Below are 23,450 nucleotides of genomic sequence, written 5' to 3' on the forward strand. Positions count from 1 at the left end.
GTAAAAATGATCCGTCTCCTGACCCCGGGCTTCATGTTATCGCTGTTACTCATGCTGAGCGGCTGCGGTGAGAGTGTTGAATTACACCGCCAATTGTCCGAACAGGAAGCCAATGAGGTCATCGCGGAACTGGCGGACAAACACATACGCGCACAAAAAGTCCCGGCCAAAGAGGGCGTGACTGTTCGTGTCAGCGCCTCGGACATCAGCCGGGCGGTTCGTACGCTGGAAGCCGCCGGGCTGCCCAAGGTTGCACGGGTGACGATGGGGCAAACCTTTCGCAAGGAGGGCGTCATTTCCACCCCGCTGGAGGAACGAGCTCGTTATATCTATGCCTTGTCCCAGGAGCTCGAAGCCACCCTGTCGAATATCGACGGCGTTATCGTCGCACGCGTCCACGTCGTGCTACCCGAACGTGTCGCGCCAGGGGAACCGGTGCAACCCGCCTCCGCGTCGGTGTTTATCAAACATGACCCCAGGCTTGAGCCCGATAATATTCGCGCCCGGGTTCGCCGTATGGTCGCCAGCAGTATCCCCGGCATGTCGACGGCAGTGGATAACTCACAAAAACTGACCGTGGTTTTTGTCCCGTCCACCGCCTATACGGAACAGCAGCGACTGGGCTATTTCGGGCCTTTCCTGCTCCCGGAAGGCGACGTTGCGTTCTGGCGCGCCTGCGTAGCGCTATTAGTGGTCGGTAGCGTGCTGGCAGTGGCCGGCGGACTGTTCTGGCGTAACCGAAAGCGCGCGCAGGCGACCCCCCATGGGGCAACGTTACCCGATGAGTGAACATCGCGCCTGGGCCCAATGGTGGGCCTTTCCCTGGGAAGCCTCACATGCAGATTGGCGTGTACTTGACCAGGACAGCGTGGACGCACTCCGTCGTGCCCAGCACGCGCGAATCAGCAAGCTGCTGGGTATCGCGCCCTGCCTGCCGCCGCCCCCTCACACCAGCGTACTTCGGCTGGCCCTCGCCTCAACCGAACAACTCAACCAGATGCTGGCTCTGCTGGGCAACACCTGTCATCGCCCTATCGACGGACCGGTAAGCGACATCCATCACCAATGGTGCCTGCGCCTCTCCAAAGCGCTAAGCCCTGAAGCCTTGTTGCAGCCCGACGACGATCCACTGCAGCTATTGCGTGCCTGGGTCTCCCCTGCCATCTGGCAACGGCTTCGCTTGCGTTTTTCACGCCCACGGGTGCAGCAAATGGAAGCCACATCTTACTCACTTGAAGACGCACACAGTCGGCTCGACACGCTCTGGCAAGCCATCGTCTGGCGAGTGACGACCACGAGCGACGAAGACTTCCTAAACTGAACAGAGCTGCCCCTCGATGCTATGCCGACGCAAAATTGACTTATACGACAGCTCCCCCGGCCAGGCACCTGTGTTGATTACCCAGGAAATGCTCAGGGAGAGTGCTCACGCCAGCCAAATGCTGGCGCGTGCCAAAGCCCAGGCCGATGAGGTACTGAGCCAGGCAGCAAAACAGCGCGACGCCCTGCTTGAGCAAGCCCAGCTGGCATTCTGGCAACGGGCGAACGCCCAGCTCGAACAGTGGGAACACCAACGCCAAACCCTGTGCAACCACCTGGAGCGATACGCCACGTCGATCGCCGACCAGGCACTGTGTTGCCTGCTGGACGACATTCCCCCCGCGCAACGCCTCACCGCCCTGATCAAACGATTGATGGCCACACAGCTTCCCAGCGTCACCGCAACACTCCTGTGTCACCCGCAGGAGGTGGAGAGTCTGAAGCAATCTCTCGCCATGCTGGACATCACCCACTGGGCACTTCGCGCGGATAACAGGGTTAGGCCGCAGACACTGGTACTGGAAACAGACGAGGGCGACTTTCGTATCGATTGGGCCTCGATGCGCAAAATTTTACTCGTCACCGAAGAAGCATTTTCAAGTGACCGCCCTGGGTGAAACGTGGCAATCCTGAGGGCTCAAAAACGTTCATCCGCATGGAACTGGTGGCGATCTGCACACCACATAGCTGATACACATCACGAGTAAACGTCTATGGAATTCTACGCAAACCTGAAGAGCCAATTGTTGAGACGAAGCGACATTGAAAAAAATCGCGCGGAAACGGCGATAGCGGATCCCGACATAGACGACGCCGATGTCGACCTTTTCGAACTGGGCCTGCAGCAACGTAATGCCAAGTGGGCCTTTCACGAACAGATCCGTGCCCGGCACATGCTGCTCAAAACAGCGCTCGACGGCGTGCAGTAAGTTGAGCGCCCTGATCATCCACTGGGCGCAGGGTCGTGAAGACTCACTCAGCCTGTTTGAAGACGGCTACGCAATGACCCTGCAACGCCTGTCGGACACACTGCGATTGAGTGTCCAACTGACGCTGCACAGGCCCGATAACGCGCAACTGGAAACCTGGATGCGGCCAGGTGAACCCAGCCTGAACCACTTCCAGGGTGCCCTGGCGCAAGCGCCCGACACTGGCACGCTGTGGCTGGTTCAGTGCCTGCCGCTGCCGGATGATCTGGATGCAAGACACGTCTTGAGCTGCGTCGAAAACCTGCTCAACCAACGTGACGCCTGGCGCGCGATGGTCGCGCGCCAGCTTCGGCCGGCACTGCCGCCCCCTTCTTTGTCGCTACGCTCGCTGGCGCATTAATCAGAGAACTCTCCATGTACAACAAGCCCCACAAACGCCTAAGTTTGTGCGCCGACTCGTCTGCGTGCGCGACCAAAAGTAGTCACTGGCGCAGCCTGCTGCTGCTGCCCTGGTTGCTGGCGCCTCTGGAAAGCGCCGTGGCCGCCATTCCGCCCGAATGGAAAAACACCGCCTACGCCTATGAGGCGCAGCACAAGCCCCTGCGGGAAGTGCTGGAAGATTTCGCGCAAACCTTTGGCATCCAGCTACAGGTCGAAGGCCTGCTGGAAGGCCTGGTCAATGGCAAGATACGCGCCAACACCCCTCAATCATTGCTCGACAGGCTCAGCGTTGAGCACCGCTTTCAGTGGTACCTGTACAACAACACGCTGTACATCAGCACGCTGGACCAGCAAGAGTCGGCGCGACTGGAAGTCTCCTCCGAGACCCTCTCCGATCTCAAGCAAGCACTGACCGATATCGGCCTGCTCGATGCTCGCTTCGGCTGGGGCGAGCTGCCCGAAGACGGCGTGGTGCTGGTCTCCGGCCCCAGGCGCTATATCGAACAGATCAAACAATTCAGCAGCCAGCGCCGCGTGCCGGATGAAAAACAGAGCGTACTGAGTTATCCACTGAAGTTTGCCAACGCCACCGACCGCGTTGTGGATTATCGCGGTGAAAAACTGACCATCCCGGGCATCGCCACGATGTTGCGCGGGTTGCTGGAACCGCGCACGCCCTCCGCACTCTCGAGCGCGAGCCAGCCTCCCGGCGCCCAGCCGCAAAACGCTCTGGTGACGCCGAACGTGCCCCGGCTGAATAACCCGCTACTGGAGCAAATGCTCGGCACTTCAGCCAACACCGGGGAGTTGGCGACCGGCGCATCGCTCACCCCACGCACCTCACGTGCAACCAGTCGTATCCGTGTCGAGGCCGACGTGCGTAACAACGCGGTACTGATTTACGACCTGCCGGAGCGCCAGGCGATGTACCGCGAGTTGATCACCCAACTCGACGTGGCGCGCAAACTGGTGGAGATCGACGCAATCATCCTCGATATCGAGCGCACGCAGCTGAACGAATTCGGGGTCACCTGGGGCTTCCAAAACAGCCGTTTCCGTGGCGGCGCCAGCGTAGCGCCCGGCACCACCTCACAGCTGGCCATTGCCAACCGCGACAGTTTTATCGCTGCCGTACGCGCCCTGGAGGCCCGAGGCCTGGCGACCCTGGTCTCCAACCCGTCGGTGCTCACCCTGGAAAACCAGCCGGCGGTCATCGACTTCAACCGCACGCGGTTCCTGGAGGCGGGCACAGAGAACGCAACCATTTTGCCGGTCACCGTCGGCACCAGTTTTCAGGTAGTGCCGCGGGTCATCACCAGCCGCGGCAGCCATCAGATCCATTTGGTGGTGGATATTGAAGACGGCAATTTCGATGAGTCCAACCCCTCGATCAAAGACCTCGATGTACGCCGAGGCAAGGTCAGCACACAAGCGGTGATGGCAGAGAAACGCTCGTTGGTGGTCGGTGGGTTCCACGTTACGAACAACACAGACAAGCGAAACAAGGTGCCACTGCTGGGAGATATCCCGTTGCTGGGCAAGGCGTTGTTCTCCTCGACTGAGCGACTGAATAACCGCCGCGAACGCCTGTTCATCCTGACCCCACGGGTCATCGGCGATCAGGACGACCCCTCACGCTACTTGCCCCAAGAAGACCAGGCCGAATTGCAGGCCGCCCTCAAACCTTTGGCCCGCCGCCTTTCTCCTCACCAGCCGGAGATCAAGCGCAGCGACATCACCGGCACCCTGGCGCGTCTGGTCAGCGGGCAAGTGCCGGATGGCTTCAAGGCTGGGCCGATGCCTTTGGGGTTGAACACGTTGTGCACCACTCGCGATGTGTTGGCACTCAACACCGAACGCAGCCAGTGGTACAGCGGCCCACAGTTCAACGTGGCGGTCGTGGTGCTGCGCAACCAGATCAAACGCAATGTGCGTATCGATGAAAATGAATGCAGCAACTCGCAGACCCTGGCGGTCAGTGTCTGGCCACGCGCCTGGCTCAAGCCGGGTGAGGAAGCCGAAGTGTTCATCGCCATGCGTCCCGTCGTGAAGGATGAACACATTGGCGTGACACGCCCTTCCCTCCTCACCCCAACCCAGAAGACCACACCATGAACCACGGACTCTTGTACGCCACCCTGATCGGTGCGGCACTGCTCGTCGCCGGCTGTACGCCCACCTGCAAAGGCGATTCCTGCACACGCCCGCAATCGAGTGCTGACACGCTGGTGGTCTGGTGGCCGCCGCAGATGCGCGTGGCCCCTGGCCCATCCGGCGAGCGCCCGGACTATCAGACAGTGTCTTTGGAACGATGAGTGCGATGGGCCTACCTGGCAATGACTTGGACCGCCAAACGTTCCTGGACCGCCTGGAGAGCGGCGATGCCGCTCTCCAGGCGCTCAGCCCGGGAATCAAGCTGTGCACAGTGCAGGTCGGCGCACGCCAGGGGCTGAGCCTGCAAATCGCCGGCGAGGCGTTGCAGGCCGGGCAGTTGCAACGCGTATTGCAACGCCGTTTCGAACAGGCCGTCGCGTTCGAGGGCTGCTTTGCCTACCTCGATGGCCAACGCGCCCTGGTGATCTGGCATGCGCTGCCTGCACAACGCACTGAACGTGAGGCAACGCTCAGCCGGATGCTCTCGCTGGCTAACCTTGAAGCGTTGGACGGCCGCATGACTCGCTGATCAGCGTTGCTCAAGCTCCGGCAACTCCAGGGTTTCACGCTTGGCGTCATCATCCAGCTCGCGCAAGGTCCGGTAGATAAGGGCCACCGCCTGCAACGTGTCGCGAGGAATGCTCGCCCCCAGCTTTTTCTCATACAGCGTACGCGCCAACCACACACATTGGATCACCGGCACATCAGCGGCCTTGGCGCGGGCGATCAATTGTCGCGCCTCGGCATCGGTGCCCTTGTCCACCAACAACGGCAGTGGGGTTGTACCGGGGCGGTAGTACAAGGCAACGGCAAAGTGCGTGGGGTTGATCACCAGCATGTCGGCTTCTTCGAGCTTGGGCAGCTTGACCTTCGGCTCCTCCTGAGCCAGTTGCTGCGCGAGCTGGCGCCGCTGGCCCTTGACGTGGGGGTCGCCCTCCATGTCCTTGTACTCCTTGACGACCTCAACCTGAGTCATGCGCATGCGCTGGGCAAAGAAATACTTTTGCAGTGTCAGGTCAATCAGCGCCAGCACCAGCAACAAGCCCAGGCACGCATGCAGCAAATGGCGAAACAGGGTGATAAGCGCCAGCAGGTAACTTTGCAGGTCACTGTTGGCGAGGTTGATCAATGCGCTCAATGACGGGCCGATCACCACGTACAGAATCAGGCCTAGCAGCACCGCCTTGACGATGCCCATCAACACATTCATCAGCGATTGTTTGGAGAACATTTGCTTGGCTTGTTTGAGCGGGTTGAGGCGATTGAAATCCAGCTTCAAGGTTTCCGGTGCAAACAGCAGCCCGAACTGCATCCAACTGCTGATCAACTTCACGGCAATCGCCACGCCGACCATCAACAGGGCGAAGGAGAAAAACACCCGCAAGGCGTCCAACAGCACTTCCTCAAGGGCGTGAACAAAAGGCTGGCCGATGCGCGACAGGGGCAACGCCATCAGTTGCTGAAAGCGCTGCAGACTGGTTTCGGCGGTGAATAACGCAATTTCACTGATGGCGGTCAGCACCAGCAATTTGCCGACATCCTGACTTTGGGCGACCTGGCCTTTCTTGCGCTGGTCGCGCAGTTTTTTGGCACTGGCGGGGTGCTTTTTCTCGCCTGAATCACTCATGGCGTCGCGACCTTGAACATCAAACCGAGGGAGTGCTTGAGGTCGCCCAGTAACACCATGCGCCCGACGATCAAGTCCTGCAGCAACGCAAAGTACAGGATCAAAACACCAATCCCCGCCAGGCATTTGACCGGTGGGGCCAGCGTACTCACCTGCAATTGGGGGCTGTAAAGCCCAAGCAAAGCGATGCCGAACTCAAGCAACAGCAACACCGCGATAAAGGGCGCCGCGTAGAGCATCATGTGCGTGAAGGTATCGCCCAGCAGCGCGATAAAAGTACCAAACCCATTAGGCCCTACCACCGGGAACCAGGCGGTCGGCGGCCAGATTTCGTAGCTGTCCCAAATCACTTGGGTCAGCGCCCCGAGGCCCAGGGTGGCCATCAATAGAAAAATTGCCAGTTCCTTGAACAGGTGGCCGACGGGCGTAGCGTCCGGGCCAAGCGAGGGGTTCAACTGGCCACCGGCCAAGGCACCCCGCTGGTTATCCAACAGCGCCCCTACGGCCTCAAACATCCAGAACGGCATCGACAGCAACACGCCCAGCAAAAAACCCAGCATCGCCTCCTTGAGCACCAGCCCGGCGAGCAGCAGTGCCGAGTAGTCACTACCCGTCAACGCGGCGTGGATACCGGGTGCGGGAAGCAGCGCCATGACCATCACGATCGTGTGCCGGGGCATACCGCGGATGTGCTGAAAACAAAACGCCGCCACCAGGAACGCGCAGGGGTAAATGCGCGCCATGCCAATCAGCAGGCTGGGCAGGAACTCAAGGTATAGCAACACAGGCAATGCCTCAGTTGAGCGCCGAGCGGGCGATCATGTCGAAGGTGAGGTTGATCAACTGGATCAATTCCACGCCAATCCAACGGCCCGTCAAAGCCAGCGTGATACCCACCGCCACCAGCTTGATGCCAAACGGCAACGTCTGGTCCTGGATCTGCATCAGGGCCTGCACCAGCGAAGTCAGTACACCAACGACCACCGCCACGATCAGCGGCGGGGCCGACAACACGACCACCAGCAGCATGCCCTGCTTGAACAGCACGATCGGTTCCATAGAGGGCTCAGAGGTAAGAAAGGAAAAGGCTGTCGAGCAACCGCGACCATCCGGAGACGAGCACAAACAACAGCAATTTGAGCGGCAGGGAAATGGTCATGGGCGAGACCATTTGCATGCCCAATGCCAGGAGCAGGTTGGAGACAATCAGGTCGATCACGATGAACGGGATATAGATTAAAAACCCGATCTCGAACCCCGCCTGCAACTGCGACAGCACAAATGCCGGCACCAGCAGGATCAAGTCCTCGCGCTGGACGTCCTGCGCCATCTGCGCCGGCCACATGCGCGCGGTGTTTTCCAGCAAGTGCGTGAGCACATCCGGGTCAACGTTGCGCAGCATGAATGCCCGCAACGGCTTAACCGCTTCAAGCCCGGTCTGCTGCAGCGTCTGCACGTTGCTCAGGTTCAACGGTGTGACCTTGACGGCCTCGGCGATCTCATACCCCACCGGCGCCATGATAAAAAGCGTTGCGGCCAACGCGATGCCGTTGATAGCCATGCTCGGCGGCACTTGCTGCACACCGATGGCGTTGCGCGTGATCATCAGCACGATCACGATCTTCAAAAACGCCGTGCACACGATCAACAACATCGGCATCAACGACAATGCCGCAAGAAACAGCGCGAGTACGAGAGGGTCTACCCCCTGAAAGCTCATCGGGACACCATCACTCGCGTTAGTTGCAGACCGAGCCGCCCGTCCACTTCGACCAACTGGCCCTGGCCGATAGGCCGGTCGCCGTAATAGAGCCCGGCCATGCCCGGTGCATACCCGCAGAGCCCCAACACCGCGCCGGGAGCCAGATTGCGCAACTCGCCGAGGGTCAGGTTCAGCGTCCCGCAGCGCACGTTCAGGGCCATGCTCAATTCATCGAACGGCTCGTTGCCGAAGACATCCTCCACCGGCGTGTCGTCCTCCTGCCCAAGGTAGTGCTGCGCTGCAAAATCCTCGTCCACAAACATGTCCTCAATAGAAGTTAGGGTCAGGCACAAGGGCCCGGACTCATCATCAATACGCCCATGCAGGCGTTGCCTGCCGACCTGCACGTAGCCGTCGCCCTGGGCTTGAAAAAAACCCTGCTCAAGCAACACCACATCGCCCGCGCGCAGGCTGCTGACTTGGGTAATGGGCAACTGCAGGCGCCCCAGTAGCACCGCAACAGCCACTTGAAACGACGCCGGTAGCGGCTGGGCGACAGGCTGCCAGGGCCCCGCTTCGCACACGGCGAGAAAACTCTCCGGGGCCAGCCACAGATAGCCCACAACCCTGGACGCGCCCAAGGTCACCGTGAGGCGGCAACCAAAGTCCGAAGGGGCCTCACTCACGCGCAAGCGCAGGTAACCCAACAACCCGCGTACCTGGGTGCTGAGGTGGTGCTGGAACAGCTCCCAAAACCATGAATCCGGATCGTTACCCGACTGCGCCAGCGTCACCGGGCACTCGCCCATCAGGCTGAACAACGGCCCGGGCTCACCGAACGCCAGCACCCCGCAGGCTGTCTCGAAGCACAACGGCTGGATGCCCGCCGGCGCCGGCCCGGGCTCAAGCAGCAGCTCACCGCTCTGCTCGGCAACCTGAAACGGCATACGCAAGCCATGCCCCATCCGACGCCGTGCAGCCACCGCGTCAGCCATGACCGTGGGCAGGTTCAGCAACGCGGCCATCATGCCGGGCCCACACTGGCCAGGCTCAAGCTCACCGGCACGCCCACGCTCTGCTCAAGGCCATCCTGAAAGCGTTGCCGTACGCCGCCCAGCCAGTGCGCGGTGGAGGCTTCCTCCGCCGCCAGTTCAATGCTCCACGCGCCCGGCTCACGGCGCACACTCGCGTTGATCCGCCCCAGGCGCGGCAAGTACAGGACCGCCACCAGCGGCCACTGCGAGGCGCCCACAACACGCGGCGCCAATTGTTCGGTCAACGCTTCGATCATCGCCACCTGGGTGCAAGCCTTGCGCCCCGCCAGCGAAGCGCCGCCACCGCTCCCGTCACCGCCATGGTCAAACAGCTGGGTAAACAGGCGGACCTGTTCCCACGGCACCACCAGGGCATTACCCGGCGCGAGGTCGTTGCGCGGGGCACGCGGGCGTGGGCGTTTGGGCGGGCTGGTAGACACCTTGGTCATGTCGGCTCCTGAGCCAGCAAAATGGACAATTCCTGAAGTTTTTCGACTTGGCGCAGGCTTAAGGTCACCTGCTTCTGGGCACTGCCGATTTCAATTTCCTGCCGCTCCCGCTGGCCTTGCAGCTCATGCAATTGGCCTTCTTCGCGCCGGGTGCTGGCGGACAATGTCTGCTCCTGGGCGCTCCAGGCTTTCAGTGCCTGAAAGGTCAGCACCTGCCCTTGGTGCTCGCTAAGCATTTGCGCACTTTGCGCAGCCTCATCCAGACGGGTTTGTTCAAGGGTGTCCTTTGCCTGGCGGATGTTTGCCAACAAGGCCTGCTGGGTTCTTTTCGCCTCACGCAACGCGCGTTCGGCACGGTCTGCGCGGTGCCTGCGCAAACGTCGCAGGGTCTCGATTTCGCCGAGCATCGGGTCAGCAGGGTGCGAATCAGAATGGGACATACGCGGTCAGCTCCGTCAGTTGCTCCAGGGTCATCGCCACAGGCGTGGGCTCACGCAAGTCCTGACGCAAAAAACCATCGACGGCCTGGCGGCTGTCCACCGCCATGTCGGTCAGTGCATCGCTGCCTGGCTGGTACTCACCCAACTTGAGCATCAGTTCGATCTGCTGATACGCCGACAGCAGGCGCCGCAACGCCGTACCGGCTTGAATGTGCCCAGGCTCAGCGACGTTGCTGAGTATTCGTGAAAGGCTGGCCAGCACATCGACTGCCGGATAATGGCCGCGCTCAGCCAGCTTGCGTGACAGCACAATATGGCCGTCCAGCAGCGAACGAACCTCGTCCGCCACCGGGTCGCTCATGGAGTCCTGCTCGATCAGCACCGTGTAGATCGCCGTGATCACGCCGTCGCGGGTCAGCCCGGCGCGCTCGACCAGACGTGGCAGCAGGCTGTAGACCGAAGGCGGCAAACCACCACGGCCCAGCGGCTCACCCGCGGCCAAACCGATTTCGCGCTGGGCCCGGGCAAAACGCGTCAAGGAGTCGATCAACAGCAGCACACGCTTGCCCTTGCGCCGAAACCCTTCGGCCAGCGCCGTCGCCGTAAAGGCGGCCCGGGCGCGCTCCATACTGGAACGGTCGGACGTGGCGCAGACCAGCACCGCCTTGGCCCGCAACGCGTCGTCCAACTCATGATCGAGAAACTCGCGCAGCTCGCGGCCCCGTTCGCCGATCAAACCGAACACAATCACATCGCAATCCACGTTGCGCGCGATTTCGGCCAACAAGGTCGTCTTGCCGCACCCCGCACCCGCAAACAAACCAACGCGCTGGCCCTCGCCCAAGGTCAGCAACCCATCGATCGAGCGCACGCCGGTGGCCAACGCCCGGTTGATGCGTGGGCGCTCCGTGGGCAACGGCGCCTCACACAACACCGGGCTCGCATCACCGCTGGCGGTTTCGACAAACGCACTGGGCCCCTCGCCCGCAATCGGCCGACCAAAACCATCCAACACCTGGCCCAGCAAGTCATCACCGACGCGTACCCGGTGCGGCACGCCCAGACGCTCCACGCCGGCGCCCACCCGTACACCTTCGAGATTACCGAGGGCACTGAGCACCGCGTCCTGCTGATCAAAACCGATGATTTCGGCGAGCATGTCGTCACCCAGTGACTTCTCGACCCGGCACAAATCACCGATGCGCGCCTCGGGCAACCGGCACTGCAACAGCATGCCGTTGACGCGTTGGATGCGACCGCGCTGGATGACGGGCGCAAAGCGCGTCAATGCCTGGGACTGACGCTGCTGCCAGGCGTCCAGACGCTCTTGCAGGCTATCGTTCACCAGCGCACCTCATAACGTTGTGCTCCATCGAAAACCACCTTGTTGTTATCAATCAGCACCAAGCGCAACCCGTCCACTTCGTCACCCACAAAGAGGCGCTCACCTTGCTCCAGGACCACATGGCCGTTGGGCCCGCCAACGATCTGCAAAATCTTGAAAGGCAGCGTGCCGTCGCTGACCCGCACACGGCTCAACACCGGCACGGCGGTATCAAACTGCTCGCCAAACCGGCTGAGCATGCGGGTCACCAATTCCACGTCGTCCTGGGCGACTTCGCCGTCCAGCACAATCTGGCCATTGATCACCAGCAAGTTGACCTTCGGGCCCAATTCACGCTCGCCGAGCATTTTCAGCAGTTGCTGACGCACCTCGAAAGGCGAGGCAAGCTCACGTTTTTGCTCCAGCGCCGGCATCAATGACGCCTGTGCATCGCGGTCTCCCGTGGAGGCGATACCGACCGCCACGAAGATCACGGCAAGCACCAGCACCAGGCTGATCAAGTGCTTCTGCCGCGACGGCGAGAGGGAAGACAACGTCAGCGTCAACGCGGCCTCGTGATCGGGCGCCACGGGTACAGGCTGGGGGGCAGCCGCCTGGGGCCAGGGATGGTCGGCCGGCGTGACACACAAACGAATGGTGCCCATTGAAAAAGCGCTGCCGAGTGCAAGGTTGGCGATCTGCGCCTGGACCAGGCCATCGGGCCCTTGAAGCAGCCCCGCTTCTGCCTGCACCGACCAACGTGAACCGACCAGCCGCAACCGTGCGTGATACTCGGCAATCCCGGCATCGTTGAGCAAAAGGTCGGCGTCGGCATGCGCACCGATACTCCATTGCTCACCGAACAAGGGCAGCGCGGCGCCCTGATGCAAACCATCCAACACACGCAGCTCGAACATCATCGAGCCCTTCCCGGTAATGACAGCAACCCCGTATTCATGCCAACGCCCCGTGCATCAACACGTCCTGGCCAAGATCGAAACGCCCCAGCACTTTTACCTTGGAGGTGCTGCCCAATTCGGCGAACGACAGCACCGGCACATGGTTGAATTCTTCGAGCAACAGCGTGCGCAAAGGGCTACGCAGATCCTGCGCCACCAGCATCACGCTTTTCGTTTTTGGCCGCAGGGTAAAGGCCTGGTTGAGCAAGCTGACCAGCGCCGCGCTGCTGTCATTGTCGAGCGCAAAAAACACCCCGGTCTGCGTCTGGCGCAACGCCTCACGCAAGATGTTCTCGGTCTGCGGCGCCAGCAGCCAGGCATGCAAACCGTCGGTCTCACTGTACTGGTGAAAAATCTGCGATTTGAGCGCAATGCGCGCGTAGTCAGCCAAGGCCTCCGGCTCACGCTCGTGCTGGCCATACTCGATCAACGATTCGACAATCAGCCGCACCGCGCGCAGCGGCACCCCTTCGCTGGCCAGGCGCTGCAGCACCGCCGAAAAACGCGACAACGGCATGATGCGCTGCAGCTCCTGAACCAGCTCGGGCTGATTGCTTTCAAGCCAGCCGAGGATCGACTTGCTCTCCTGGATCCCGAGAAACTGCGGCCCACTGAGCATCATCGATTGAGTCATGCGCTCAATGATCAAGCTCAAGGCGCTGAAGCGCTCAAGCTGCGGATCGTCAAGCAGCGGATGATCGGCGGCCAGCCACACCCAATCCTGCTCCTCACGCTCGAGCAGCCCCGGGATGCCGTTGCCCGGTTCGTCTTCGAATGTCGAGCGCGCGACCGCCACTCGCTGGCCTTGGGTGGCTTTGACCATTGGCACTTCATGCACGCAAAAACGCATTTCATCGTCGGCCAGGGAGGCGTCGAACTCGACCTCAAACGGCGGCAGGGTCAAGCCAATCCTGGCGACGATGCCGTTACGCGCTTTGCGAATCTCGTGCATGAGCTCTACCACCACGTCTGTGCCACGCAGCACGGGCGGAAACTGCAAGAGATAGGGCCGCGAGGGATCGAACCCCCGCAAGTCCACAAGCCCGTTCTCTTCCGGCGCCATCTCGACGGTGGCACCGGCCGCTTCCTGCTCCTGGTGTTGACGCAGGCGCATCAGGTAAAAACCCAGGCAGCCGGTGATCAGTGCAATCAGGATGAACACCAGCGTGGGCATGCCGGGCAACGCCGAAAAGGCGAGCATTCCGACCGAAGCGATCATCCAGCTCTTGGGTTCGCTGGTCATCTGGCGGGCAATTTCAGCGCCCATGTTGGTGATGCCCTTGCGTCCATCGGGGGCCACGCGGGTGATGATCATGCCGGCGGTCAGGGAGATCAGCAGCGCGGGAATCTGCGCGATCAGACCGTCGCCGATGGTCAGCACCGAATACAAGGCGATCGAGTCGGCGGCGCTCATGCCGTGCTGGAACATGCCGGTGGAGAAGCCGCCCAGCAGGTTGATCAACACGATCACCAAGCCGGCGATGGCATCGCCCTTGACGAACTTCATGGCCCCGTCCATGGCCCCGAACAGCTGGCTCTCGCGGGACAACTGGTCACGCTTGTCGCGCGCCTGCACGCCGTCGATCAACCCCGCACGCAAATCGCTGTCGATGGACATCTGTTTGCCGGGCATCGCGTCCAGACTGAACCGCGCCGCCACTTCGGCAACCCGCTCCGACCCCTTGGTAATCACCAGGAAGTTGACCAGGGTGAGGATCATGAAGATCACCAACCCCACCGCCAGATTGCCGCCCACCACAAAATTGCCGAATGCCTCGACGATATCGCCAGCGTCCTGTTCCAGCAGGATCAGGCGCGTGGTCGCAATCGACAGGGCCAGGCGAAACATGGTGGTCAACAGCAGGATCGACGGAAACGAAGAAAACGCCAACGGACCCGGCAGGTAGAGCGCCAGCACAATCAACAGGCAGGAAATGCAGATGTTCAGTGCAATGAGGATATCCACCAGCCAGGTGGGCAATGGCACGATAAAAATGAACACGATGGCCAACACCACCACCGCGCCAAGGACTTCGGCACGTTGTGCGGCCTTGAGCATCCAGCGGTTAAGCGTCGCCAGGACGGTCACGCCAATGCCCTCGGATCACTGCCAAGCCGAGCCTGGCTGTTCTCCAGGCGGGTGAACTCATCCATCACCAGCAAAAAGTTGTGCAGGCCCTCCTGGCGCCCCCGCGTATCGCGCCACAACGCCATGGGCAACGTTTTGAGCACCGGGTAGACCGCATTGAGCGAGGCCAGTTGGTGGGCCGATTCGCTGCCCGCCAACTCATCCGCCAGCCGCTGGACCTCGGACGGGGCGATGCCATTACCGGCGTACCCCAACAGGCGCTGCAACAGGATGACGGCGTCGTGTTCAACCTTCAGACGCTGGATCAACGTGCGACAACTGGACAGCACGCCCCCCAATTGACCGCAGCTTTGCAGGCCCAGCAGCAGCGTGCGCAACTTGGCCGTCGGAACCGACGAGGCGCAGGCCGCAATATCGTCAGCCAAGGCCCGGCGCATGATGTTGAGCCCACCAGAGAACTGCTCACCGCCGTACAGGCCCAACAACGCCTGCATCATGCTGGCCAGCGACTGGCGCACCACCACATTGGCGTAATACAGCGCACGTACCGCCTGACGCTCCTGCGGATCATCACTGTTGGCCTGCAACGCCATCGCAATATTGAGGGCCGCCTGGATTTCCCGCTTGTAGCGAATTTCCAGTTTGGCCAGGGCATCACGTGCCAGCGCGGCTTCCGTCTTGCGCACCTCGGCTTCTGCCTGGGCCGTAATCTGGCGCAGCACCACATACGTACGCGCCGGGTCGCCCCCCGTGAGGTCCAACAACTTTTCAACACTGGGCGACTGCTGCAAGTGCTGCCTGACTTGGCGAGTCAGGGCTGCCAGGCTCGTCTGAGCCGGGTGCCCCAACTGATCATAGAGTTGCGCAAGCTGTTCGGTAGGGGTGACACGCACGCCCATCGCGCGCTGGTTCAGTGCCTTACTGGTGAGCGCCACTTCCTGGCTGAAAATGCTGGCAAGCTCATCGACACCGGGCGCGGCGACGTGCGCTCGGGCTTGGGCGGCCTTCTCAGGTGCAGGCAGGTCCAGGCTCTGGACTTTGTGCAGATCATGGTTGAATTCGACTTTCATGGGCGTGCCAGGACAGGAAGTTTGTGTCCCTATGTGGCAAGCCCGTGCCATACGGTTCCATCGAAATCCCCCGTCGCGTTTTTTTGAAAAAACCCGCGCGACGTGAGCAGGTCTTTTGCAAATAGCTGCGCAAAACCGCTGCATTTCAAAATATTTATATAAATAAATCAGCAAGTTGCATGATTTTTACGCTTGGCACAGCCAGTGCTAAAGGGGTTCCCGTCGAAATTATTTCGATAGCGTCTACCCTGAGGAAAAAATCGTGAATATCCCTATTGAAGCTTTAGCGCAGCTCGTTGGCGGCTCGCCTCAATTCATGCTCCAACTGACGGACGACCAGCAGAAGAAACTCCGGCGTTTTATTCATAAACGCGTACTCAACCCCGAAGATGCAGATGACATCCTGCAACTGACGTACCTGGAAGCCTGGCGCAACCGCGAGCGCTTCAGTGGTCAGGCCACCCTCAGCACCTGGATGTGCGGCATTGCGCAGAACCTGATCCGCAACCATTTCCGGCGGATGTATGCCAAACCGGTGCATTGCGAATTCGATGAGTCGCTGTGGCATGGACAAGAGGAAAACAACAACCTGGATTGGGAATTCGAGGTCAACCGCCGACTGGAGAAAACCCTGAGCGCCATCGACCATCTGCCGGCAGAAATGCGCAGGACGTTGTACGCCTCGCTGGAAACCGACGGCAGCTATCAGGACACTGCCGACGTGTTGGACATCCCCATCGGTACCGTTCGCTCACGCCTGTCACGGGCGCGTGAACACCTCAAACGCGTCACGCACAACCCGCTGCACCCGTAAGCAGCCCTGGGGGCAAGCGTTGGGCAGCAGGGATATCTGCCCAACCGAATTCAGACCTTTTGCGTACGTAACAACCAGACCACCAGCGGCCCGCGCCGCACCGCAATGATCCCGCCAACATCAAGCCTCTGCCCGAAGCACACCCTGGTAATCATCCCCCTATTGCCCGGTGCCTGCTCCTGAGCATCTACCCTACGAGGGCGTTAACGACATCGCTTGTAAAGGGCCAGCAGGGTAAGTCTCTTTAAATTGCAGGACGTTTCCTAGACAATCCCGGGCGCCTTGTGCCTGTTGAAACCACTGGCTAGTCTTCAATCCGTCACTGAGTACAGTGATCGGGTTTAGCAGCCTGGTTCAATAGACGCACGGTTCACGTCTCCGTTTATGGTGGCTGTGCGTGGGGCATCTTCGGATGCGCTGGTTTTCCTATTGACCGGTCTGCTAACCCGCGCACGGCCGCCACCTATCGTTTAGCAGCGTTGGTGGCAGCCCCCAGTTCAATAGGAGTTACACCATGACCAAAGCACTCCCCGACCCACCCGCAGACTGCCTCGTCGTCAACGAAAACCTCAGCTTCGAAGACGCCCAGCTCTACCTTTCCCACCTGATCCACAGCGCCAGCGCCACCGTCCTCGACTGCGGTGACCACCTGCCACCCCACGACCGCGCCAGGATCAACGCCGTATGGCACTTGCTCGAAATGGCCAAGACCGTGATCGACCGCTCGATTGAAAGCCTGCACCCGCGCACGGCCTCGCAGGCGTACGAATGACAGGCCACTCGTCGCCAGAACCGGCAATTCTGGTTAAACGGTTGAAAGCGTAGAAAAAATTTCAACAAAAGTGCTTGACGCATTCCCGTTCTACGCGAATAATGCGCGCCACTTGGCTACATAGCTCAGTTGGTTAGAGCATAGCATTCATAATGCTGGGGTCCGGGGTTCAAGTCCCTGTGTAGCCACCAAGTACTAAAAACGGCTTACCGAAAGGTAGGCCGTTTTTTTATGCCTCCAGAAAAGCCCTGAGGCATACTCGCCCCAACCCCAAGGAGGCGATACGTGAACCCTCAGTTCCCCACCCACGGCATCACCACCGAGCGGCTATTGCTGCAAGCGGCTCACCCCTCTCACGCGAGCGCCCTGCACGCGCACCTCGTGGCCAACCGCGCGTTCCTCCAACCCTGGGAGCCCTCGCGCGACGATGAATATTTCGAACTGGGTGCGATCAGCCAACGCCTGGCAACCATGGCCGAGAAAACCGCCTGCGGCGAAGCGTTGCATCTGCTGATGCTGCGCGACGGGCAGATCATCGGCAGCTGTAACTTCACCACCATCGTGCGTGGCGCATTCCAAGCGTGCCATCTGGGTTATGCACTCGACGAGTCGGCTCAGGGCCAGGGGTTGATGCACGAAGCACTGAGCGCGGCGATTGCCTATGTGTTCGACGAGATGAAGCTTCATCGCATCATGGCCAACTACCGGCCCGAGAATGAACGCAGTGCGCTCGTGCTCAAACGGCTCGGGTTCGAGCGAGAGGGCGCAGCGCGGGCCTATCTCAAGATTAACGGCGAGTGGGCCGACCACGTGTTGACGTCGCTGATCAACAGCGCACACGGCGACGCATGAGCCTCACCGTCTTCGCGATTATCATGCTGGGTGCCGCACTGCATGCCAGCTGGAACGCTGTGGTCAAAGGCGGCGTCGACACGCTGTTGACCACCTGCATGATCGCCTCCGTCGCCTCGTTGATCGCGTTGGCGGCGGTTCCGTTTCTGGTGCTGCCGGCACCTGAGAGCTGGCCGTTTATCGGCGCATCGGTGCTGTTCCAGGTGCTGTATTTCGTGCTGGTCGCCTCAACGTACCGCATTGCCGATATGAGCCAGACTTATCCGATCATGCGCGGCACCGCGCCGCTGCTGGTGGCAACGGTGAGTATGTTTGTGCTGTCTGAACCGCTGTCGGCGTGCGCATGGTTGGGGATCGCCATAATCTCACTCGGCATTTTGAGCATGGCGGCCGCGCCTTCGGCAGGGCACAGAAAGGGCTTGGTTCTGGCGCTGATCAACGCCGGTGTGATTGCCGGTTACACCCTGATTGATGGTTTGGGCGTGCGCAAATCCGGCGCGCCGGCGGCTTACACCCTGTGGATTTTCCTGCTCACCGGCATCCCGCTTGCCGCGTGGGCGTTAGTGACACGGCGTGCCGTGTTTTGTGGCTACGTCGCGCGTTATTGGCGGCTGGGCGTCGTTGGCGGTATGGGCACCGTGGCGTCATACGGCCTGGCCCTGTGGGCAATGACCCAGGCACCGATCGCCACGGTTTCGGCACTGCGAGAAACGTCGATCCTGTTCGGCGTGGTGATTTCAGCCTGGGTGCTCAAAGAGCCTCTCACGCGCGTTCGCAGCGTTGCCGCGTGCATCATTGCCGCCGGGGCGATGCTGTTGCGCCTGGGTTGAGCGCGGTTGATCCCTGGACCGTGCAGGGTTCATGCGCTGAAAAAAAGGCGCCATCTGTACTTTGACGCTGCCGTAACCCCACTGCTAGTGTCCAGCCTCCCCTCACATGGAGCGCCTGCGATGAAATTGGACATCTACCAAGTCGATGCTTTCAGCCAACAGGCCTTTGGCGGCAACCCGGCGGCCGTCTGCCCACTCACCGAGTGGCTGCCCACCGAGCAATTGCACAACATCGCCGCCGAGAACAACCTCTCGGAAACCGCGTTTTTCGTGCCGCGTGGCGAGGTGTATGAGTTGCGCTGGTTTACGCCGGAAGTTGAAGTCGACCTGTGCGGCCATGCCACGCTGGCGGCCGCGTGGGTGTTGATTCACCAGTTGCCGGGCGCGCCTGAAGTGTTGCGCTTTGCCACCCGCAGCGGCGAGCTTCGCGTGACGCGCAATGGCGATGAGCTGGCAATGGATTTCCCGGCCAAACAGCCCCAACGCTGCGAACCGCCCGCCGGCCTGTTGAGCGCATTGGGGCTTGAGCACGCGCAAGTATTTGCCACCGATGACTACATAGTTCTAGTCGACGACGAAGCCCAGGTCGCCGCCCTGACGCCGGACTTCGCACGCCTCAAGGGCCTGCCCAAACGCGGGATTGCGGTGACGGCCAGCAGTACGCGCTTTGATTTCATTTCCCGCTGGTTTGGCCCCAACGTAGGCGTCAACGAAGACCCGGTCACCGGCTCTGCCCACACCTCGCTGGCACCGTTCTGGGCCGAACGTTTGGGCAAGTCGCTATTGACCGCCGAACAGGGCGGCAAGCGCCGTGGGCAGCTGCGTTGTGAGCTCAAAGGCGACCGGGTGATTATCTCCGGCCACGCAGCGCTCTACCTGCAAGGCACGATTTACCTGTAAAAAGCACTTCCCCCAAGGACAACAGATCATTCTCAAAATGAACGGAGTTCAACGCGTGTTTTCGATTTCCCGCCGTCAACTGTCGATGATTGCCGCAGCCCTCGCCCTGGCTGGCTGTCACACCCCGGTCAATGAACAGCCGCCGGCACCGGAGTTGGGTTCGGGTTATCGCACCGACCTCACCCCCCGCCACGCCGAGCGCCATATGGCCGCCGCCGCCAACCCACTGGCGGCCGAAGCCGGGCGCGAGATGCTGCGCCAGGGCGGGTCGGCGATTGATGCGGCGATTGCGATGCAGGCCGTGTTGACCCTGGTGGAACCGCAGTCATCCGGCATCGGCGGCGGCGCGTTCATCATGCTCTGGGACGGAAAAACCGTGCACGCGTATGACGGCCGCGAAACGGCACCGGCCGGTGCAACTGAGCGCTTGTTCCTGAAGCCCGACGGCACGCCGATGGCGTTTACCGACGCGCAGATTGGCGGGCGCTCGGTCGGTACACCCGGAGTCTTGCGCGCCCTGGAGATGGCGCACAAGAAGACCGGGCACTTGCAATGGGCCAAGCTGTTTGAGCCCGCTATTCGTCTGTCGGAGCAAGGCTTCGCGATTTCTCCACGCTTGCACGCGTTGATCGCCGCCGACCGTTTCATCCCGCAATCACCCGACATGGCGGCCTATTTTCTGAATGCCGATGGCACGCCTAAAGCCACCGGCACGCTGCTCAAGAACCCAGCGCTGGCCGCCGTGTTCAAACGTATCGCCAAGGAAGGACCGGACGCGCTGTACCACGGGCCGATTGCCGACGAGATCGCGCGCAAGGTTCAGGGCAACCGCAATGCGGGCAGCCTGTCGCAAGCGGACCTCAAGGCTTACACCGCCAAGGAACGCACGCCGCTGTGCACCGACTACAAGCAATATCAAGTGTGCGGCATGCCACCGCCGTCGTCAGGCGGGATTGCGGTGGCGCAGATCCTCGGCACGCTGCAGGCCGTGGAAGCCCGCGACCCACGCCTGGCCATCGCCCCCATGAAACCGGTCAAGAGTGCCTCGCCTGCCGGCCTTGAGCCCACGCCCGAAGCCGTGCATCTGATCGCCGAAGCGGGCCGCCTGGCCTTCGCCGACCGCGGGCTGTACGTGGCCGACAGCGACTTCGTAGCGGTGCCGGTCGCCGGCCTCGTCGCTCCCGACTACCTGGCCAAACGCGCCGCGCTGATCGGCGCACGCAGCATGGGCATCGCTAAACCGGGCCAGCCTGCGGGCATCCAGGTGGCCTACGCGCCGGACCGCTCGCCGCTGCGCATCTCCACTTCGCAAGTGGTCGCGGTGGATGACCAGGGCGGCGCCGTGTCGATGACCACCACGGTGGAAGCGGCGTTCGGCGCCCACGTGATGGTCCAGGGCTTCTTGCTGAACAACCAGATGACCGACTTCTCGTTCATCCCCGAAGAAAACGGCCAACCGGTGGCCAACCGCGTCGAGCCCGGCAAGCGCCCACGCTCGGCCATGGCGCCCACTTTGGTGTTCGACCGCAAGAGCGGCGAGTTGCTGGCCACGGTGGGTTCACCGGGTGGCTCGCAGATCATCGAGTACGTGAGCAAATCCCTGGTGGCAATGCTCGATTGGAACCTCGACCCGCAAGCCGCCATCAGCCTGCCTAACTTCGGTAGCCGCAACGGTGCGACAGAACTGGAGCAAGGTCTGTTCAGCCCGGCATTGAAACAGGCACTCAAGGACAAGGGCCATGCGTTGAGCGAGATCGATATGACCAGCGGTATCCAGGCCATCGTTCGTACGCGGGATGCCCACGGCAAGCTGTCGCTCAGCGGCGGCGCAGACCCGCGGCGTGAAGGCGAAGCGGTCGGCGACTGAGTCTTTATTCAAGGGAGCGCACGCGGTGCACCAGGCAGATAATCTCGACGCCATCCCCGGCGTCGAACACGGTTTTTGTTCGATCAATGAGCCCCTGCGCCCGGATGACGTGTTCATCTGCAAGCAGGTGCACAGTGCGTCGGTGATTGAATGGCAGGCGGGTCAGGTGGCCAATACCGTCGAGGCGGATGGCGTGTTCACGCGCGAGCAGCCGCCGATCGCCGTGATTACCGCTGATTGCCTGCCCATTCTGATGACGACCACAGACGGCGCGATGGTGGCGGCCGTGCATGGTGGCTGGAAGGGGTTGCAAGGCGGGATTATCGCCAATGCCGTGCAGCAGTTTGCCGCGCAAGGTTTTGCTGTGGAGCAGTTGCAGGTGGCTATCGGGCCATCGATCAAGCCCTGCTGTTATGAAGTGAGCGCGGGGTTTATTGCGCAGTTTCAGGCGGACCAGGCTCACGTGTGGCATGCCGCTCAGGCACCGTGGCACGTCGAGCAACCGGCGCCGTTGCTGGCCCCGCAGATTGCGCCGCCCTACGCGAGGCAGGCGGGCAGTGCCTGGTTTGACTTGAGCGGCTATGGGGTGATGCTGTTGCAGGCGGCAGGGGTTAAGCGTGAGCAGATCGACGTCAGTGAGGTGTGCACTTATTGCAGCTCCCCCACCTTCGCCAGCTACCGCCGCCGAACTCATCACCCGCAAGAGGCAAAGACGTTGATCTATTCGTGGATCGCTCGTAGCCCCTGAAGCACACGCGGCCCTTGAACACTCACCGGCTGATCTTCAACCCCTTACGCCCCGCGTGCCGTTCCAGCGCCAACTCGATCAACCGGCTCACCAAGTCGCTGTAACTCATCCCCGCCGCCTGCCACAGCTTGGGGTACATGCTGATGCGGGTGAAGCCGGGCAGTGAGTTGATTTCGTTGATCAGCACTTCACCTTCACCGGTGAGAAACACGTCGACCCGCGCCAACCCGGCGCAGCCCAATACCTCAAACGCTTCGATGGCCAGGTGGCGAATGCGCTCGCTGGCTTCAGGGCTGATATCGGCCGGCACCACCACTTGGGCGGCCTGGCCGTCGATGTATTTGCTGTCGTAGGAATAAAACCCGTTGCTCACCACGATCTCGCCGCAGCCGCTGGCGATCGGGTTGTCATTGCCCAGCACGGCGCATTCGATTTCGCGGCCCTGGACGGCGGACTCCACCAGCACTTTTTCATCAAAACCCAAGGCCAGTTCGACGGCGGCGTGGTACTGCGCTTCGTTGCCGACTTTACTCACACCGACCGAAGACCCCTGGTTGGCGGGTTTGACGAACATCGGCAAACCGAGCGTGCTCACGGCCGTATCAAAGGACGTGCGCGCCGCGTTGCGACGGGTCAGGGTAATGAACGGGGTGACGGCAATGCCGGCATCGCGCAGCAGGCGTTTGCTGATGTCCTTGTCCATGCACACCGCCGAGCCGAGTACGTCGGAGCCCACAAACGGCAGGTCGGCCATGCGCAACAGGCCTTGCAGGCAGCCGTCTTCGCCAAGGGTGCCGTGGACGATCGGGAAGATCACGTCGATGTGTTCCAGCAACCCCTGACCGGACGTTTCCACCACTTGCTGACTGGCCTTGCCGGGCACCACCGCCAGTTCACGATTGGATTGGTTCAGGGCGATCAAGGCCGGGTTTTCCTGGTTGATCAGGAAGTTTGAGGTGTCGTTGAGGTGCCAGTGGCCGGCCTTGTCGATGCCGATCAGGATGGGCTCGAAACGCGAGCGGTCCAGCGCATCGACGATATTGCGCGCCGATTGCAGCGAGACCTCGTGCTCGGCCGAACGGCCACCAAAAATAATACCTACCCGCACCTTGCTCATGACTCGGCCTCA

27 protein-coding genes and 1 tRNA gene are annotated in these 23,450 nt (G+C 61.3%); 16 read left to right on the forward strand and 12 right to left on the reverse strand.

Going from position 1 to position 23,450, the window contains the following annotated elements; all coding sequences use genetic code 11:
* Positions 1–6: 6 nt before the first annotated feature.
* From sctJ to JFT85_RS12315, 8 genes are all read left to right on the forward strand, one after another.
* Positions 7–789, forward strand: a complete 783-nt coding sequence (gene sctJ / locus JFT85_RS12280) for a type III secretion system inner membrane ring lipoprotein SctJ (RefSeq protein WP_053254253.1) — start codon at positions 7–9, stop codon at positions 787–789.
* Positions 764–1,321 (forward strand): type III secretion protein, encoded by a 558-nt coding sequence (locus JFT85_RS12285; protein ID WP_242486533.1) that lies wholly within the window; start codon positions 764–766, stop codon positions 1,319–1,321. The genes sctJ and JFT85_RS12285 overlap by 26 nt, the downstream gene beginning before the upstream one ends.
* A 16-nt stretch (positions 1,322–1,337) precedes the next feature.
* On the forward strand, positions 1,338–1,937 hold the full coding sequence (gene sctL / locus JFT85_RS12290) for a type III secretion system stator protein SctL (RefSeq protein WP_169875894.1): 600 nt from the start codon (positions 1,338–1,340) through the stop codon (positions 1,935–1,937).
* Between the two features lie 96 nt (positions 1,938–2,033).
* Complete coding sequence (locus JFT85_RS12295) at positions 2,034–2,249, forward strand: hypothetical protein (RefSeq protein ID WP_053254251.1); 216 nt, start codon at positions 2,034–2,036, stop codon at positions 2,247–2,249.
* Position 2,250: 1 nt separating this feature from the next.
* Positions 2,251–2,649 (forward strand): hypothetical protein, encoded by a 399-nt coding sequence (locus JFT85_RS12300; protein ID WP_053254250.1) that lies wholly within the window; start codon positions 2,251–2,253, stop codon positions 2,647–2,649.
* Between the two features lie 14 nt (positions 2,650–2,663).
* The gene (sctC, locus tag JFT85_RS12305; RefSeq protein WP_069551943.1) at positions 2,664–4,805 is read left to right on the forward strand and encodes a type III secretion system outer membrane ring subunit SctC; all 2,142 of its coding nucleotides are present in this window, start codon (positions 2,664–2,666) and stop codon (positions 4,803–4,805) included.
* Entirely contained in the window at positions 4,802–5,005 is a 204-nt protein-coding gene (hrpT, locus tag JFT85_RS12310) for an HrpT family type III secretion system protein (protein WP_053254248.1), read from the forward strand. The genes sctC and hrpT overlap by 4 nt, the downstream gene beginning before the upstream one ends.
* Complete coding sequence (locus tag JFT85_RS12315; RefSeq protein ID WP_169875895.1) at positions 5,002–5,373, forward strand: transcriptional regulator; 372 nt, start codon at positions 5,002–5,004, stop codon at positions 5,371–5,373. Before hrpT ends, JFT85_RS12315 begins: the two co-directional genes overlap by 4 nt.
* On the opposite strand, the gene sctU is transcribed toward JFT85_RS12315, so the two are convergent.
* From sctU to sctW, 11 genes are read right to left on the reverse strand one after another with little or no spacing between them, the layout of a single operon-like run.
* Positions 5,374–6,471 (reverse strand): type III secretion system export apparatus subunit SctU, encoded by a 1,098-nt coding sequence (gene sctU / locus JFT85_RS12320; protein WP_201229906.1) that lies wholly within the window; start codon positions 6,469–6,471, stop codon positions 5,374–5,376.
* Positions 6,468–7,256, reverse strand: coding sequence for a type III secretion system export apparatus subunit SctT (sctT, locus tag JFT85_RS12325; protein ID WP_053254245.1), 789 nt, complete (start codon positions 7,254–7,256; stop codon positions 6,468–6,470). The genes sctU and sctT overlap by 4 nt, the downstream gene beginning before the upstream one ends.
* 10 nt (positions 7,257–7,266) lie before the next feature.
* Positions 7,267–7,530 carry a type III secretion system export apparatus subunit SctS gene (gene sctS / locus JFT85_RS12330; RefSeq protein ID WP_201229912.1) on the reverse strand — a complete coding sequence of 88 codons (264 nt, stop codon included), beginning with the start codon at positions 7,528–7,530 and terminating at the stop codon, positions 7,267–7,269.
* 7 nt (positions 7,531–7,537) lie between these two features.
* Positions 7,538–8,191 carry a type III secretion system export apparatus subunit SctR gene (sctR, locus tag JFT85_RS12335; protein ID WP_053254243.1) on the reverse strand — a complete coding sequence of 218 codons (654 nt, stop codon included), beginning with the start codon at positions 8,189–8,191 and terminating at the stop codon, positions 7,538–7,540.
* Complete coding sequence (locus JFT85_RS12340; RefSeq protein WP_069551941.1) at positions 8,188–9,201, reverse strand: FliM/FliN family flagellar motor switch protein; 1,014 nt, start codon at positions 9,199–9,201, stop codon at positions 8,188–8,190. Before JFT85_RS12340 ends, sctR begins: the two co-directional genes overlap by 4 nt.
* Positions 9,198–9,656, reverse strand: coding sequence for a type III secretion system HrpP C-terminal domain-containing protein (locus JFT85_RS12345; protein WP_053254241.1), 459 nt, complete (start codon positions 9,654–9,656; stop codon positions 9,198–9,200). Before JFT85_RS12345 ends, JFT85_RS12340 begins: the two co-directional genes overlap by 4 nt.
* Positions 9,653–10,096, reverse strand: a complete 444-nt coding sequence (gene sctO, locus JFT85_RS12350) for a type III secretion system stalk subunit SctO (protein ID WP_053254240.1) — start codon at positions 10,094–10,096, stop codon at positions 9,653–9,655. The genes JFT85_RS12345 and sctO overlap by 4 nt, the downstream gene beginning before the upstream one ends.
* A complete protein-coding gene (locus JFT85_RS12355; RefSeq protein WP_053254239.1) occupies positions 10,083–11,441 on the reverse strand; it encodes a FliI/YscN family ATPase in 1,359 nt (452 codons plus the stop codon). Before JFT85_RS12355 ends, sctO begins: the two co-directional genes overlap by 14 nt.
* Complete coding sequence (locus tag JFT85_RS12360; protein WP_169875913.1) at positions 11,438–12,337, reverse strand: FHA domain-containing protein; 900 nt, start codon at positions 12,335–12,337, stop codon at positions 11,438–11,440. The genes JFT85_RS12355 and JFT85_RS12360 overlap by 4 nt, the downstream gene beginning before the upstream one ends.
* A gap of 37 nt (positions 12,338–12,374) precedes the next feature.
* On the reverse strand, positions 12,375–14,468 hold the full coding sequence (sctV, locus tag JFT85_RS12365) for a type III secretion system export apparatus subunit SctV (protein WP_201229919.1): 2,094 nt from the start codon (positions 14,466–14,468) through the stop codon (positions 12,375–12,377).
* Complete coding sequence (gene sctW, locus JFT85_RS12370) at positions 14,465–15,538, reverse strand: type III secretion system gatekeeper subunit SctW (RefSeq protein ID WP_053254237.1); 1,074 nt, start codon at positions 15,536–15,538, stop codon at positions 14,465–14,467. Before sctW ends, sctV begins: the two co-directional genes overlap by 4 nt.
* A 262-nt stretch (positions 15,539–15,800) precedes the next feature.
* Here sctW and JFT85_RS12375 point away from each other — a divergent pair, with 262 nt between their 5' ends.
* The 8 genes from JFT85_RS12375 to pgeF all read left to right on the forward strand — a co-directional run bounded on the left by JFT85_RS12375 (position 15,801) and on the right by pgeF (position 22,321).
* The gene (locus JFT85_RS12375; RefSeq protein WP_053254236.1) at positions 15,801–16,352 is read left to right on the forward strand and encodes an RNA polymerase sigma factor; all 552 of its coding nucleotides are present in this window, start codon (positions 15,801–15,803) and stop codon (positions 16,350–16,352) included.
* Between the two features lie 514 nt (positions 16,353–16,866).
* Positions 16,867–17,124, forward strand: a complete 258-nt coding sequence (locus JFT85_RS12380) for a hypothetical protein (RefSeq protein ID WP_201229921.1) — start codon at positions 16,867–16,869, stop codon at positions 17,122–17,124.
* A gap of 114 nt (positions 17,125–17,238) precedes the next feature.
* Positions 17,239–17,315, forward strand: a tRNA-Met gene (locus tag JFT85_RS12385).
* A gap of 94 nt (positions 17,316–17,409) precedes the next feature.
* Positions 17,410–17,976 carry a GNAT family N-acetyltransferase gene (locus JFT85_RS12390; protein WP_053254235.1) on the forward strand — a complete coding sequence of 189 codons (567 nt, stop codon included), beginning with the start codon at positions 17,410–17,412 and terminating at the stop codon, positions 17,974–17,976.
* Positions 17,973–18,806, forward strand: a complete 834-nt coding sequence (locus JFT85_RS12395; RefSeq protein WP_201229923.1) for an EamA family transporter — start codon at positions 17,973–17,975, stop codon at positions 18,804–18,806. Before JFT85_RS12390 ends, JFT85_RS12395 begins: the two co-directional genes overlap by 4 nt.
* 120 nt (positions 18,807–18,926) lie before the next feature.
* A complete protein-coding gene (locus JFT85_RS12400; protein WP_073637338.1) occupies positions 18,927–19,706 on the forward strand; it encodes a PhzF family phenazine biosynthesis protein in 780 nt (259 codons plus the stop codon).
* 37 nt (positions 19,707–19,743) lie between these two features.
* Positions 19,744–21,573 (forward strand): gamma-glutamyltransferase, encoded by a 1,830-nt coding sequence (gene ggt, locus JFT85_RS12405; protein WP_201229925.1) that lies wholly within the window; start codon positions 19,744–19,746, stop codon positions 21,571–21,573.
* Positions 21,574–21,598: 25 nt separating this feature from the next.
* Positions 21,599–22,321 (forward strand): peptidoglycan editing factor PgeF, encoded by a 723-nt coding sequence (gene pgeF, locus JFT85_RS12410; protein WP_187601886.1) that lies wholly within the window; start codon positions 21,599–21,601, stop codon positions 22,319–22,321.
* Positions 22,322–22,343: 22 nt separating this feature from the next.
* Here the strand turns inward: pgeF and ddlA are convergent, their stop codons facing one another.
* The gene (ddlA, locus tag JFT85_RS12415; protein WP_073637340.1) at positions 22,344–23,438 is read right to left on the reverse strand and encodes a D-alanine--D-alanine ligase; all 1,095 of its coding nucleotides are present in this window, start codon (positions 23,436–23,438) and stop codon (positions 22,344–22,346) included.
* Positions 23,439–23,450 lie beyond the last annotated feature (12 nt).

This window comes from Pseudomonas sp. TH04 (genome assembly GCF_016651355.1).
In the GTDB taxonomy this organism is placed as follows: domain Bacteria; phylum Pseudomonadota; class Gammaproteobacteria; order Pseudomonadales; family Pseudomonadaceae; genus Aquipseudomonas; species Aquipseudomonas fluorescens.

Bases quoted from the DNA above. Each gene is read 5' to 3' on its own strand.
- sctJ (WP_053254253.1), top strand. From the start codon at position 7: ATGATCCGTCTCCTGACCCCGGGCTTCATGTTATCGCTGTTACTCATG.
- JFT85_RS12285 (WP_242486533.1), top strand. From the start codon at position 764: ATGGGGCAACGTTACCCGATGAGTGAACATCGCGCCTGGGCCCAATGG.
- sctL (WP_169875894.1), top strand. From the start codon at position 1,338: ATGCTATGCCGACGCAAAATTGACTTATACGACAGCTCCCCCGGCCAG.
- JFT85_RS12295 (WP_053254251.1), top strand. From the start codon at position 2,034: ATGGAATTCTACGCAAACCTGAAGAGCCAATTGTTGAGACGAAGCGAC.
- sctC (WP_069551943.1), top strand. From the start codon at position 2,664: ATGTACAACAAGCCCCACAAACGCCTAAGTTTGTGCGCCGACTCGTCT.
- hrpT (WP_053254248.1), top strand. From the start codon at position 4,802: ATGAACCACGGACTCTTGTACGCCACCCTGATCGGTGCGGCACTGCTC.
- JFT85_RS12315 (WP_169875895.1), top strand. From the start codon at position 5,002: ATGAGTGCGATGGGCCTACCTGGCAATGACTTGGACCGCCAAACGTTC.
- sctU (WP_201229906.1), bottom strand. From the start codon at position 6,471: ATGAGTGATTCAGGCGAGAAAAAGCACCCCGCCAGTGCCAAAAAACTG.
- sctS (WP_201229912.1), bottom strand. From the start codon at position 7,530: ATGGAACCGATCGTGCTGTTCAAGCAGGGCATGCTGCTGGTGGTCGTG.
- sctR (WP_053254243.1), bottom strand. From the start codon at position 8,191: ATGAGCTTTCAGGGGGTAGACCCTCTCGTACTCGCGCTGTTTCTTGCG.
- JFT85_RS12340 (WP_069551941.1), bottom strand. From the start codon at position 9,201: ATGATGGCCGCGTTGCTGAACCTGCCCACGGTCATGGCTGACGCGGTG.
- JFT85_RS12345 (WP_053254241.1), bottom strand. From the start codon at position 9,656: ATGACCAAGGTGTCTACCAGCCCGCCCAAACGCCCACGCCCGCGTGCC.
- sctO (WP_053254240.1), bottom strand. From the start codon at position 10,096: ATGTCCCATTCTGATTCGCACCCTGCTGACCCGATGCTCGGCGAAATC.
- JFT85_RS12360 (WP_169875913.1), bottom strand. From the start codon at position 12,337: ATGTTCGAGCTGCGTGTGTTGGATGGTTTGCATCAGGGCGCCGCGCTG.
- sctW (WP_053254237.1), bottom strand. From the start codon at position 15,538: ATGAAAGTCGAATTCAACCATGATCTGCACAAAGTCCAGAGCCTGGAC.
- JFT85_RS12380 (WP_201229921.1), top strand. From the start codon at position 16,867: ATGACCAAAGCACTCCCCGACCCACCCGCAGACTGCCTCGTCGTCAAC.
- JFT85_RS12395 (WP_201229923.1), top strand. From the start codon at position 17,973: ATGAGCCTCACCGTCTTCGCGATTATCATGCTGGGTGCCGCACTGCAT.
- JFT85_RS12400 (WP_073637338.1), top strand. From the start codon at position 18,927: ATGAAATTGGACATCTACCAAGTCGATGCTTTCAGCCAACAGGCCTTT.
- ggt (WP_201229925.1), top strand. From the start codon at position 19,744: ATGAACGGAGTTCAACGCGTGTTTTCGATTTCCCGCCGTCAACTGTCG.
- ddlA (WP_073637340.1), bottom strand. From the start codon at position 23,438: ATGAGCAAGGTGCGGGTAGGTATTATTTTTGGTGGCCGTTCGGCCGAG.